This window comes from Nesterenkonia sp. DZ6 (assembly GCF_022565835.1).
In the GTDB taxonomy this organism is placed as follows: domain Bacteria; phylum Actinomycetota; class Actinomycetes; order Actinomycetales; family Micrococcaceae; genus Nesterenkonia.
Genome location: NZ_JAJOYW010000002.1, coordinates 375,778 through 388,523 on the forward strand (window position 1 = coordinate 375,778; position 12,746 = coordinate 388,523).

Here is a 12,746-nt window from a genome sequence, read left to right on the forward strand (position 1 = left end):
TCAGCCCTCTGCGACCACCATGGCGGTGGCCACGTCACCGTCGTGGGAGAGCGAGAGGTGCCAGCGCTTGACGCCCTTGGACTCGGCCACCTGCGCCACGGTCCCGGACACCTCGACATGAGGCGCACCCGCGGAGTCCATGACCACCTGGCAGTCCTGCCAGTTCATCCCCGCCGGGGCGCCCAGCGCCTTGGCCACCGCCTCCTTCGCCGCGAAGCGCGCGGCGAGGGAGCGCGTGTTCAGCTCACGCTCGGCCGGGACGAAGAGCCGCTGCCGCAGCGCCGGAGTCCGGCGCAGCTGGTGTTCGAACCTGGTCACCAGGACGACGTCGACGCCGATACCGACGATCATGTGCTGCTCCTTCTGCGCGGGATCACTCTCTTTCAAAGGGACACACCACCTAGATGGTCACTCCACTTAGATGGTCACTCCACGGTGACCGACTTGGCCAGGTTGCGCGGCTGGTCGACGTCGTAGCCCTTCTCGGCGGCCAGTGCGCAGGCGAAGATCTGCAGCGGGACGGTGGTCAGCAGCGGCATCAGCAGCGGCTGGGTCTCCGGGACGTAGAAGACCGTCTCGGAGTAGTCCACGACGTCGGCGTCGCCGACCTCGGCCACGGTGATCGTCTTGGCGCCGCGGGCGCGGACCTCCTGGATGTTGGAGACCACCTTGGCGTGCAGCGAATCCCGGCCATGCGGGGAAGGGACGACGACGAAGACCGGCTGACCCTCATCGATCAGCGCGATCGGGCCGTGCTTGAGCTCGCCGGCGGCGAAGCCCTCGGCGTGGATGTAGGCGATCTCCTTGAGCTTGAGCGCGCCCTCCATCGCCACCGGGTAGCCGACGTGGCGCCCGAGGAAGAGCACCGAAGGGGCCTGGGCCATCTCGCGGGCGAGCTTGCGGATGTCATCGGCCCCGTCGAGGATCTCCTGGATCTTGGCGGGGATCTTGTGCAGGTCCGCGAGGATGTCCTCGATCTGCCCCTGGAAGAGCTTCCCGCGCAGCTGTGCCATGTAGAGGCCCAGCAGGTAGGAGGCGGTGATCTGGGCCAGGAAGGCCTTGGTGGAGGCCACCGCGATCTCGGGTCCGGCGTGGGTGTAGAGCACCGCGTCCGACTCGCGCGGAATGGTGGATCCGTTGGTGTTGCAGATCGCCAGGGTGCGGGCGCCCTGCTCCTTGGCGTAGCGGACCGCCATCAGGGTGTCCATGGTCTCCCCGGACTGGGAGAGCGAGACGATCAGCGTCGAGTCATCGATGATCGGATCGCGGTAGCGGAACTCGTGGCTGAGCTCCACCTCCACGGGCACGCGCACCCAGTGTTCGATGGCGTACTTGGCGACCATGCCGGCGTAGGCGGAGGTGCCGCAGGCCAGCACGATGATCTTGCCTATGCCCTTGAGCTCTTCGGGGTCGATGCGCAGCTCGTCGAGCACCAGGCGGCCCGAGGCGTCGGTGCGCCCCAGCAGGGTGTCCTCCACGGCCTTGGGCTGATCGTGGATCTCCTTCTCCATGAAGGTGCCGTAGCCGCCCTTCTCGGCGGCGGCGGCGTCCCAGTTCACCGAGAAGCGCTTGCCCTCGGCGGGGGTGCCGTCGAAGTTGATGATGGCCACGTCGTCGGTGGTGATGGTCACGACCTGGTCCTGCTCCAGCTCCACGGCCTCACGGGTGAAGTCGATGAATCCGGAGACGTCGGAGCCGAGGAAGTTCTCCCCCTCGCCCAGGCCCACCACCAGTGGTGAGTTGCGGCGTGAGGCGACCACACGGTCGGGCTGGTCGGCGTGGACGGCGAGCAGCGTGAACGCGCCTTCCAGCTCGCTGGCCGCGAGACGCATCGCCTCGGTCAGGTCACCCGCGGCGGAGCCGGCGAAGTACTGGCCGATCAGCTTCGCGGCCACCTCGGTGTCGGTCTGCGAGCTGAACTCCTCGCCGGTTGCGACGAGCTTGGCCTTGAGCTGCGCGAAGTTCTCGATGATGCCGTTGTGGATGACGGCGAGCTTGCCCTCGTCGGCCAGGTGCGGGTGCGCGTTCTGGTCCGTGGGCGCCCCGTGGGTGGCCCAGCGGGTGTGACCGATGCCCACCGAGGCCTCAGCCATCGGGTCCGCCTCGATCTCGGCGAGGAGGTTGGCGAGCTTGCCGGACTTCTTCCTCGTCGAGACGCTTCCGCCGGTCACGGTCGCCACGCCCGCGGAATCATATCCGCGGTACTCCAGGCGACGGAGTCCTTCTAGGAGCACGTCGAGGGCTGAGTGCTGACTGGTCTTCTCGGGCAGGCCTATATAGCCGACGATTCCACACATGAGGGATAGCGTATCGTGTCAACGTGTCTGAGCGCCCATCCGAAGATCCTCATCCGCGCACCTCTGCGGGTCCGCTTCCCGCCCTGGTGGCGGGCACCGCGCCCTGGGCGGGGTCCCCGTTCAAGCCCGATCAGCCGAACACCTCCCACTCCCCCTTCGCGGAGCTGGACCGCCAGGCCTGGGCCCGGTTGGCCGACACCATCGAACAGCCGCTGAACCAGGACGACGTCGACCGGCTGCGCGGCATCGGCGAACATCTCTCGCTCAATGAGGTCGAGCAGATCTACCTGCCGCTGAGCCGGCTGCTCTCGATCTATGTGGAGTCCGCCGCGCAGCTGCGCTCCGCGGCCAATGAGTTCCTCGGCGAGCAGACCCTGCGCACCCCGTTCGTCATCGGTGTGGCCGGATCCGTGGCGGTGGGCAAGTCCACGACCGCCCGGGTGCTCCAGGAGATGCTTCGCCGCTGGCCGTCGACCCCGCGGGTGGAGCTGGTCACCACCGATGGCTTCCTCTACCCCAACGCCGAGCTGCAGCGCCGCGGCCTGATGGACCGCAAGGGCTTCCCGGAGGCCTATGACCGCCGGGCGCTGCTGCGGATGGTCTCCGAGGTGAAGTCGGGCAAGCCCGAGGTGCGCGCCCCCTGGTACTCCCACCTGGTCTATGACATCGTCCCGGACCGTGAAGTGGTGATCCGTCAGCCCGATGTGCTCATCGTGGAGGGGCTCAATGTGCTGCAGCCGGCGCGGGTGCGCGAGGACGGCACCACCGGCCTGGCGCTCAGCGACTTCTTCGACTTCTCCATCTATGTCGATGCCAAGCCCAAGCACATCGAGCAGTGGTACGTGGACCGGTTCATGCGCTGGCGCGACGGAGCCTTCGCGGACCCGCAGAGCTACTTCCACCAGTACTCCTTCCTCGACGACGAGCAGGCGCAGGCTCGCGCCTCCGAGATCTGGAACCGGATCAACGGCCCGAACCTGCGCGCGAACATCGCCCCGACCCGCTCCCGGGCGCGGCTCGTGATGGCCAAGGGCGAGGACCATTCCGTCTCCCGCGTCCTGCTGCGCAAGGTCTGAGTCCGTGAAGCTGGTTCTGCCCCGCTGCGCCCCTCCGCGTCCCGGGGGTGCTCTATGTCTGAGGCACAGCTGACCCCGGACGGTCGTCGCCAGTGGCCGGAGCAGCAGGCCCGGCGCGCCCAGGTCTACCGCCGACGTCGGGTGCTCGTGGCTGCCCTGACCATCGGTGCGCTGCTGCTGGCGGGGTACTTCCTGCCCCGCGCATGGGATGCGGTCCGCGCGGGCCTCACCGGGGACCAGACGCTCTCCGAGGTGCGCGGTGATCAGCTCCCCGAGGCGGAGGACCCGGCACCGGGGGCGGAGTCCAGCGCTGAGCCGGACTCCGGCGCCGAGGCTGACGCCGAGCCCAGTCCTGAACCCACCCCTGTGCGCGCCAGCGATCCCTCTTGGGACCCGGACTCCATCCACGTGCTGGTGAACCCGCAGAACTCCTTGGACCCCGAGGACCACGCCCCTTCAGACCTGGAGGCTCCGGACGTGCGGATGACCACCGAGAATCAGCTGCTGCTGCGCCGACCCGCCGCTGAGGCGCTCGCCCAGCTGATCGACGCCGCAGCCCAGGACGGTCAGGTCCTGGCGATGACCAGCGGGTACCGCTCCTACGCGGCACAGCTTGAGCTGTATGCGAACCGACATTCGGCGGTCGGCACCGAGGAGACCGATGAGCTGGTGGCCCGCCCGGGCTATTCGGAGCATCAGACCGGTCTCGCGGCAGATGTGATCAGCATCGACAATCCCGACTGCATCCAGGGGCACTGCTTCGCCGATACGCCTGAGGGGCAATGGGTGGCGGAGCACGCCGCGGACCATGGCTTCGTGATCCGGTATCCGGAAGGCGCCGAGGAGATCACCGGTTACGAGTTCGAACCCTGGCATCTGCGCTACGTCGGGCAGGACACGGCAGGTGAGGTCGCCGCGCAGGGCCTCACCCTGGAGGAGTACTGGGACCAGCCGGCAGCGGCGGAGTACGACGTCGCGGAGCCAGACCTGTCTGCACCCTGAGGCCCGCGGTGAATCTCCTGATCGACACCCGGCGCTGGGCACAGGCGAGGACCCCCAGTGTTGAGGGGCGGATTCTCGGCTCATCCGAGGGCCGTCCAGGCCTGAGATGTTCCGAGAATCCGCCGCTCGACGCGCTGGGTGGGGTGCGGCCGGTTCAGCGAGCCGGCTCAGAGGGCCAGTTCAGCGAGCCGGTTCAGCGAGCCGGCTCAGAGGGCCAGTTCGGCCTTCACGACGTCGGCCAGCGCCTCGGACTCCGCCCGGGCGAGATCCGCGGTCGGTGCCTCCACCATGACCCGTACCACCGGTTCGGTGCCGGAGGGGCGCAGCAGCACTCGGCCGGTGGCTCCCAGACGGGCCTCCACCTGCGCGACGGCCTCCTGGACCGGCTGATGCGTCTTGACCCGGGTCCGATCCACGCCCTTGACGTTGATCAGCACCTGCGGGAGCCGCGTCATCGCCTCCGCGGCCAGGGTCCGGACCGATCTCCCGGTGGCGGCGACCCGGGCCGCTAGCTGCAGCCCGGTGAGCAGACCGTCACCGGTGGTGGCGTAGTCCGCGAAGATCAGATGCCCCGACTGCTCGCCACCGAGGTTGTAGCCGGCTCCGCGCATCGCGGCGAGCACATAGCGATCCCCGACTGCGGTCTCCACGAGTCTGACCCCGGCCGCCTCCATGCCGAGCTTCAGACCGAGGTTGGACATCACGGTGACCACCAGAGTGTCATCCACCAGGGTCCCGGCCTCCTTCTGCGCGATGGCCAGGATGCCCATGATCTGGTCACCGTCGATGATCTCTCCGGTGTGGTCGACCGCGAGGCAGCGGTCGGCGTCGCCGTCGTGGGCGATGCCCAGGTCGGCGCGGTGTTCACGCACAGTGTCCTGCAGCGGACCCAGATGGGTGGAGCCGTAGCCCTCGTTGATGTTCAGTCCATCGGGCTCGGCTCCGATGACGATCACCTCGGCCCCGGCGTCGGTGAAGGCCTGGGGTGAGACGCCGGCGGCGGCGCCGTGGGCGCAGTCGAGCACGATCTTGAGCCCCTTGAGGCTGATGCCGTTCAGGGAGCGCAGCAGGTGCACCAGGTAGCGGTCCTCGGCGTCGGCGAACCGGCTGACCCGCCCGACGTCGGCTCCGGTGGGCCGCGGGGGCGTCCGCCCCATCTCGGTCTCGATCGCGTCCTCGGCGGCGTCGTCGAGCTTGTGCCCGCCGCGGGCCAGGAACTTGATCCCGTTGTCCGGGGCGGGGTTGTGCGAGGCGGAGATCATCACGCCGAAGTCTGCATTGATGTCAGCGACCAGGAAGGCGGCGGCAGGGGTGGGCAGCACGCCGGCGTCGAAGACGTCGACCCCGCTGCTGGCGATGCCGGCCTGCACCGCGGCGGAGATGAACTCCCCTGAGATGCGCGGATCCCGCGCCACGACTGCGGTGGGTCGGGTGCCGGGGGTCACCTGCCGGTGGCCGAGGATGGTCGCTGCTGACTGGGAGAGGGTGAGGGCGAGTTCAGCGGTGAGCAGCTCGTTGGCCACACCGCGCACGCCGTCAGTGCCGAAAAGTCTTGCCATGATGACGGTCAGTCTACTGGGCGGATCCCCCACAGACGCGAAGAACCCCGCCGGAGAGTCTCCGGCGGGGTTCTTCGAGCAGCTGGGGATCAGCACTGGGACCAGTGCTGAAGGATCAGCGCTTGGAGTACTGCGGTGCCTTGCGGGCCTTCTTCAGACCGGCCTTCTTGCGCTCCACCGCACGGGCGTCGCGAGTCAGGAATCCAGCCTTCTTCAGTGCCGCGCGGTTGTGGTCGCGGTCGATCTCGTTGAGTGCACGGGAGATGCCGAGCCGCAGGGCGCCGGACTGGCCCGAGGGGCCGCCGCCGTCGATGCGAGCAATGACGTCGTAGGCGCCCTTGAGGCCCAGCAGGGTGAAGGGATCATTCACTTCCTGCTGGTGCAGCTTGTTGGGGAAGTACTCCTCCAGGCTGCGACCGTTGAGGGTCCAGGTGCCGGTGCCCGGGGTGATGCGGACGCGAGCACGTGCGCGCTTGCGTCGACCGATGGCGGCTCCGCCGACGGTCAACGGTGCACGCTCGGACTCGCCGGCGGTCTCCTCGGTGGGGGTTGATTCCGAGGTGTAGCTTGAGAGCTCCTCGGTTTCGGTGAGCTCTTCAGTGTTCTGAGCCACGATTCTCCTTGAAAATTCTAGTGTCGGGTGGCCAGGACTACTGAGTGACCTGGGAGATGTCGAACGGCTTCGGCTGCTGGGCGACATGCGGGTGCTCTGCACCTGCATAGACGCGCAGCTTCTTCAGCTGGGCCGTTCCGAGCTTGTTATGTGGCAACATGCCCTTGACCGCCTGGTACGCAGCGCGGGTGGGGTAGCGCGAGACCATCTCGTTGAAGGTCAGCGACTTGATGCCGCCGGGAAAGCCGGAGTGGCGCCAGTAGCGCTTCTTCTCGGCCTTGTCGCCGGTCATGGCGACCTTCTCGGCGTTGATGATGATGACGAAGTCGCCCATGTCCTGGTGTGGGACGAAGGTCGGCTTGTGCTTGCCGCGCAGCAGCGCAGCAGTCTGTGAGGCGAGACGGCCCAGCACGACGTCAGTCGCGTCGATGACGTGCCACTGGGCGTCGGCGTCGCCAGGCTTCGGGGTGTACGTACGCACGTTGGTATGCCTTCGGTCGATGTTCTACGGTTCAGCGCACTGGACTCTCTGGTGTGTGAGAGGCACCGAGTGTCAGTGACTGTTTCTTCGCGAGTGCGACGTCCGGATTCCCAGGTGAGGACTGGGAAGAGACCGGGCCCGTGGGTTCCCCTGCAGTCCGCGGAGGCTGACGACCATGCAACTGAGCCGCCTCGACACGGACCCACGCAGGGGTGGACACGCACAACAACCAACAACTATACAGAGCACCCCCGCCTTTGAGCAAAGTCACGCTTCAGAGCCCCTGGCGGTGACCTGTTCTCCGGGCGGGGACGCGGCTGATCCTGCTGTGTTCCCAGCGCTGGATCGGCTGGGTCCTCAGGGCCGCCTCATCGGGTCTTCGCGGCGCGAGGAGCCTTCGCGTAGGCGGTGTCTGACATGTCTTCAAGCTCGCGCCCGTTGGTCTCCGGGACCCATTTGAGCACGAAGAACATCGAGAGCAGCGCCGAGGCCGCGTAGAAGCCGTAGGCGAAGACCAGCGAGAACGCGGCCATCTCGGGGAAGAGCATCGAGATCAGGAAGTTCGCCGCCCAGTTTGCGGAGGCGGTGACGCCCAGGGCCACCGCACGGATCCGGTTGGGGAACATCTCCCCCAGCAGGACCCACATGAACGGTCCCCAGGTGGCGCCGAAGAAGAGCACGAAGACATTCGCGGAGACCAGCGCGACCATGCCCCAGGCGCCCGGCAGGGAGACCAGCTCCTCGCCGTCGGCGCCCATGGTGACCACCGCCTGGCTGAACGCCACGGCCATCATGCCCAGTCCCGCCGCCATGCCGGCTGAGCCGACGGCGAGCGGGATGCGGCGACCCACCCTGTCCACGATGATGATGCCGATGACGGTGGCCACGATGTTCACGCTGGTGGTGATGATCTGGACCAGGAACGCCTGGTCCTCGGCGATCCCCACGGCCTGCCACAGGGTGTTGGAGTAGTAGAAGATGACGTTGATGCCGACGAACTGCTGGAAGACCGCGAGGCCCAGACCCACCCAGACGATGGGCGTGAGCCTGCCGCTGACGATGAGGTCGCGGAACTTCTGCCTCGCCTCCAGGTTGATGGTCTCGCGGACCTCTTTGATCTTCTGCGCGATCGCAGACTCACCCTGGATGCCGACGATCTCCTCGAGCACCTTGGCCGCCTGCTTCTCGCGACCGCGGGAGACCAGGTAGCGCGGCGATTCGGGGATCGAGGAGGCCAGCAGGCCGTAGAGCAGCGCCGGTCCTGCCTCCAGGAGGAACATCCAGCGCCAGGCCTCCAGACCGAACCACAGCTCCTCGGCCGCACCGTCGGCGACGTTGGCGATGAAGGCGTTGGAGGAGGCGGCCATGAAGATGCCGACCACGATCGCGAGCTGCCAGGTCGAGCCGAGGCGTCCACGCAGGTGCGTCGGGGCGACCTCGGCGATGTAGGCCGGGGCGATCACCGAGGCCATGCCGACGCCGATGCCGCCGAGCACCCGCCAGAGCACCAGGTCGACGGCGCCGAACGCCAGGCCGGAGCCGATCGCGGAGACGAAGAACAGTGCGGCGGCGACCATCATGGCGCGCTGGCGGCCGATGCGGTCAGAGAGGCTGCCGCCGGCCCAGGCGCCGATCATGCAGCCCAGCAGGGCCGAGGAGACGGTGAAGCCGACAGCGATGTCTGAGAGGTCGAACTGGGCCTGGATGGGACCGACGGCCCCATTGATCACCGCCGTGTCGAAGCCGAAGAGGAAGCCGCCGAACGCGGCGACCAGGACGACCCAGGCGACGCCGCCGATGCCGGAGTCCTGCGAGCGAGAGGTGATGCTCATCAGTGGTTGGTTCCTTTGCAGGTCAGGGATGAGGGCCTTCGTCGGTGAAGGCGAGCCCGAACGATTATGGTCCTCGATCGTGAACCTCGCGACTCCCGCGACCCCGGTTGACGCTGCCTCAGAAGCGGTGACGCGAGTGCCCTGCCCAGCACTGACAGGGCACTCCAGCCGGACCGACCTGTCCAGGGCGGCCGTCTGCTGTGGCTGATATCACAGCAGGTCCCGACTCTCAGCCCTGCTCAGCCCTGCTCAGCAGGCTGCCGGAGCGCTCGGGTCTGTTCCGCGCGGCGGCCCAGCTGCTCGTCTGCCGGGTATTGGACGGACTCCAGCACCAGGCCGCCGGGCGGGGCCAGACGGACCCGCTGGTCCCAGACCGGCTCGGCGAGCCGGCTCATCAGCCAGCCGGGGGCCCGGCGCCCCTCCCCCACGTCCAGGCAGGCCCCCATCAGGGCGCGCACCATGTGGTGGCAGAAGGCGTCGGCGGTGAGCGCGGCGAGGATCACGCCGTCGGCGTCCCGGTGGATGCTGAAGTCATGCAGCTCCCGGATGGTGGTGCTGCGCTCCCGGGGCCGGCAGAAGCTGCCATAGTCCTGCAGTCCGGCCACGGAGGCGGCCTCGAGCCTCATCAGCTCAGCGTTCAGGGGCACCCGGTGCCACGCCGTGTCCAGGCGACGCAGCGGGTCGCGGTGGGAGGCGGCGTCGGCGATGCGGTAGCGGTAGGTGCGGCTCAGCGCGGAGAACCTCGCGTCGAAGTCCTGCGACACGATGGCAGCGGCGAAGACGACGACGGCGCCGCGCTCACCGTGCAGAACCCCGGTCAGGCGGCGCACGAGCGCCTCCTCCGGGGTGATCCCTCGGTCTCGACCCAGATTTGCATACTCGGCCAAGCTCAGGTCGAGGTGGACCACCTGCCCCCGGGCATGGACTCCGGCGTCGGTGCGTCCGGCCACGATAAGCGGCACCTCGCGGCGCAGGAGGGTGGCCAGGCCCTCACGCAGGGCTCCCTCCACGGTGCGAAGCCCAGGCTGGACGGCCCACCCGTGGAACGCGCTTCCGTCATAGGCCAGGTCCAGACGCACCCGCAGGGTCAGGCACTGCGGGTCTTCGCGGATGTTCATGCGTTGCCCCCTGTACGTGCAGAGTTCGATGCGGGCTCAGCTGCAGACACGTCAGGCGCCCGCGATCGCTGAGATCGGGGGCGCCTGACGAATGCGTGCTGAAGGGTCTACTTCTGACCCTCGGCCTCGGTGGACTCCGACGCAGCGGACTCCGACTCGGTGGCCCCAGCCTCGGTGGACTCGACCTCGGTGGTCTCCTCCTGCGCCGGCTGCTGGGCGGGGGTCGCGGTGGCCTGTTCGGCCTCCCTGACCACTGCCTGCTTCGGCGAGACGGGCTCCATGACGAGCTCGATGACAGCCATCGGAGCGTTGTCGCCCTTGCGGTTGCCGATCTTCACGATGCGGGTGTAGCCGCCTTCGCGCTCGGCCATGGCCGGGGCGATCACGGTGAACAGCTCGTGGACGATGGCCTGGTTGGTCGCGCTGTTGGCGCTGATCTTGCCGACCACGCGACGGCGAGCAGCGATGTCGCCCTGCTTCGCCATCGTGATCAGACGCTCGGCGTAGGGGCGGAGGCGCTTGGCCTTGGTCAGCGTGGTGGTGATCGCGCGGTGCTCGAACAGGTTGGCGGAAAGGTTCGCCAACATCATCTTCTCGTGCGACGGGCTGCCGCCCAGGCGCGGACCCTTGGTGGGGGTAGGCATGGTCTGGTTCTCCTTGAGTGGTGCGCAGTCAGTTCAGTTGAACGTCAGCGCGAATAGTTGTCGTGGGCCGCAGTTCTCTAGAACCGCTGCTGCTCTTCTTCGACGTAGTCCTCGTCGCCAGCTTCCTGGAAGCGAGCCGCGGTCGGGTCGAAGCCTGCCGGGGAGTCCTTGAGGCTCAGACCAAGCTCGACGAGCTTGTCCTTGACCTCGTCGATGGACTTGGCACCGAAGTTCCGGATGTCCATCAGATCGGCCTCTGAACGTGCCACGAGCTCACCCACGCTGTGGATGCCCTCGCGCTTGAGGCAGTTGTAGGAGCGCACCGTCAGTTCCAGGTCCTCGATGGGCAGAGCCATGTCGGCAGCCAGCGCGGCGTCGGTCGGCGAAGGGCCGATCTCGATGCCCTCGGCTGCGACATTGAGCTCGCGAGCCAGCGAGAAGAGCTCGACCAGGGTGGTGCCTGCCGATGCCAGGGCATCGCGGGGCTCCATGGACGACTTGGTCTCCACGTCGACGGTGAGCTTGTCAAAGTCGGTGCGCTGCTCCACACGAGTCGCCTCGACCTTGAAGGAGACCTTCAGGACCGGGGAGTAGATGGAGTCAACCGGGATCCGGCCGATCTCTGCGTCGGCCATCTTGTTCTGTGCCGCCGAGACGTAGCCGCGGCCGCGTTCGACGGTCAGCTCCATGTCGAGCTTGCCGTGCTCGTTCAGCGTGGCGAGGTGGAGGTCCGGGTTGTGGAACTCCACGCCTGCCGGCGGAGTGATGTCCGCCGCGGTGACGGGACCGGGGCCCTCCTTGCGGAGGTATGCGACGACGGGCTCATCATGCTCGGAAGAGACGGAGAGTCGCTTCACGTTGAGGATGAGCTCGGTGACGTCTTCCTTGGTGCCGGCGATGGTGGTGAACTCGTGGAGCACACCATCGATCCGAACGCTGGTGACGGCCGCACCGGGGATGGAGGAGAGCAGGGTGCGACGCATGGAGTTGCCCAGGGTATAGCCGAAGCCGGGCTCGAGGGGCTCGATGACGAAGCGGGAGCGATTGTCGGCGACAACTTCTTCGGTCAGCGTGGGGCGCTGTGCAATGAGCACTGATTGTTCCTTTCAGAGTGCGTCCGCTATTTGACGCATTCTCACTGAGTAATGATGCTCGGCCTGCCCCCGGCGTTGCGGCCGGGGGCAGACTCTAATGTCTTGTTAAAGAAGTTCGCTCAGACGCGACGGCGCTTGGGCGGGCGGCAGCCATTGTGCGCGCTCGGGGTGACGTCCGAGATGGAGCCGACCTCCAGGCCTGCGGCCTGGAGCGAGCGGATCGCGGTTTCGCGTCCCGAACCGGGTCCCTTGACGAAGACCTCGACCTTTTTCATCCCGTGCTCCTGTGCGCGCTTCGCGGCCTGCTCGGCGGCGAGCTGCGCGGCGAAAGGAGTCGACTTGCGTGAACCCTTGAATCCAACTTCACCTGAGGACGCCCAGGACACCACTGCGCCCTGGGGATCGGTGATGGAGACGATGGTGTTGTTGAAGGTCGACTTGATGTGAGCCTGACCCTGGGTGATGTTCTTGCTGACTTTGCGGCGCGGCTTGCGTGCCGCTGCGCGTGACTTTGGTGGCATTTCTTCTCCGTGACTGAGTTCTTCGGATCAACTGCTGACTCGGTGTGAGCCTGCGCTGCTGAACTACTTCTTCTTACCTGCGACGGTCTTCTTCGAGCCCTTGCGGGTACGAGCGTTGGTCTTGGTGCGCTGACCGCGGACCGGAAGGCCGCGACGGTGGCGGATACCTTCGTAAGAGCCGATCTCCACCTTGCGGCGAATGTCAGCAGCGACCTCACGACGAAGGTCACCCTCGACGGTGAGATTGCTCTCGATGTAGTCACGCAGAGAGATCAGCTGATCGTCAGTCAGATCCTTCACGCGGGTACCTGCTTCGATACCGATTGCTTCAACGGCTGCTTCGGCGCTGGTGCGCCCAACGCCGTAGATATAAGTGAGTGCGATCACCGTGCGCTTTTCGCGCGGGATGTCTACACCTGCCAGACGTGCCACAGTGGCAGTCCTCCTTGTTCTCTTCCGAAGGTCTCAAGCAGTGCAATTCCCTCTGGGACCTGAACGGTCCGACATCG

Annotated in this window: 13 protein-coding genes; 2 read left to right on the plus strand and 11 right to left on the minus strand. The window is 67.1% G+C overall.

The window, feature by feature from the left end; genetic code table 11:
- Positions 1-351: a holo-ACP synthase gene (locus LTH93_RS07365; RefSeq protein ID WP_241465366.1), complete on the minus strand. Its 351-nt coding sequence runs from the start codon at positions 349-351 to the stop codon at positions 1-3.
- Positions 352-425: 74 nt separating this feature from the next.
- Positions 426-2,297, minus strand: a complete 1,872-nt coding sequence (glmS, locus tag LTH93_RS07370) for a glutamine--fructose-6-phosphate transaminase (isomerizing) (protein ID WP_241465367.1) — start codon at positions 2,295-2,297, stop codon at positions 426-428.
- An 83-nt stretch (positions 2,298-2,380) separates the two neighbouring features.
- Here glmS and coaA point away from each other — a divergent pair, with 83 nt between their 5' ends.
- Positions 2,381-3,373, plus strand: coding sequence for a type I pantothenate kinase (coaA, locus tag LTH93_RS07375; RefSeq protein WP_255727424.1), 993 nt, complete (start codon positions 2,381-2,383; stop codon positions 3,371-3,373).
- Between the two features lie 54 nt (positions 3,374-3,427).
- The gene (locus LTH93_RS07380; protein ID WP_241470569.1) at positions 3,428-4,375 is read left to right on the plus strand and encodes a M15 family metallopeptidase; all 948 of its coding nucleotides are present in this window, start codon (positions 3,428-3,430) and stop codon (positions 4,373-4,375) included.
- 206 nt (positions 4,376-4,581) lie between these two features.
- Here the strand turns inward: LTH93_RS07380 and glmM are convergent, their stop codons facing one another.
- The 9 genes from glmM to rpsM form a co-directional block, all read right to left on the minus strand.
- Positions 4,582-5,934, minus strand: a complete 1,353-nt coding sequence (gene glmM, locus LTH93_RS07385) for a phosphoglucosamine mutase (RefSeq protein ID WP_241470570.1) — start codon at positions 5,932-5,934, stop codon at positions 4,582-4,584.
- Between the two features lie 115 nt (positions 5,935-6,049).
- On the minus strand, positions 6,050-6,547 hold the full coding sequence (rpsI, locus tag LTH93_RS07390; protein ID WP_241465370.1) for a 30S ribosomal protein S9: 498 nt from the start codon (positions 6,545-6,547) through the stop codon (positions 6,050-6,052).
- Between the two features lie 37 nt (positions 6,548-6,584).
- Positions 6,585-7,028, minus strand: coding sequence for a 50S ribosomal protein L13 (gene rplM / locus LTH93_RS07395; protein WP_241465371.1), 444 nt, complete (start codon positions 7,026-7,028; stop codon positions 6,585-6,587).
- A 368-nt stretch (positions 7,029-7,396) separates the two neighbouring features.
- The gene (locus tag LTH93_RS07400; protein ID WP_241465372.1) at positions 7,397-8,860 is read right to left on the minus strand and encodes a sugar porter family MFS transporter; all 1,464 of its coding nucleotides are present in this window, start codon (positions 8,858-8,860) and stop codon (positions 7,397-7,399) included.
- A 239-nt stretch (positions 8,861-9,099) separates the two neighbouring features.
- Positions 9,100-9,978: a tRNA pseudouridine synthase A gene (locus LTH93_RS07405; RefSeq protein WP_241465373.1), complete on the minus strand. Its 879-nt coding sequence runs from the start codon at positions 9,976-9,978 to the stop codon at positions 9,100-9,102.
- Between the two features lie 107 nt (positions 9,979-10,085).
- Complete coding sequence (rplQ, locus tag LTH93_RS07410; protein WP_241470571.1) at positions 10,086-10,622, minus strand: 50S ribosomal protein L17; 537 nt, start codon at positions 10,620-10,622, stop codon at positions 10,086-10,088.
- A 77-nt stretch (positions 10,623-10,699) separates the two neighbouring features.
- Positions 10,700-11,716, minus strand: coding sequence for a DNA-directed RNA polymerase subunit alpha (locus tag LTH93_RS07415; protein ID WP_241465375.1), 1,017 nt, complete (start codon positions 11,714-11,716; stop codon positions 10,700-10,702).
- 119 nt (positions 11,717-11,835) lie between these two features.
- A complete protein-coding gene (gene rpsK, locus LTH93_RS07420) occupies positions 11,836-12,237 on the minus strand; it encodes a 30S ribosomal protein S11 (protein WP_036473271.1) in 402 nt (133 codons plus the stop codon).
- A 63-nt stretch (positions 12,238-12,300) separates the two neighbouring features.
- Positions 12,301-12,669 (minus strand): 30S ribosomal protein S13, encoded by a 369-nt coding sequence (gene rpsM, locus LTH93_RS07425; protein WP_241465376.1) that lies wholly within the window; start codon positions 12,667-12,669, stop codon positions 12,301-12,303.
- Between the last annotated feature and the right edge of the window lie 77 nt (positions 12,670-12,746).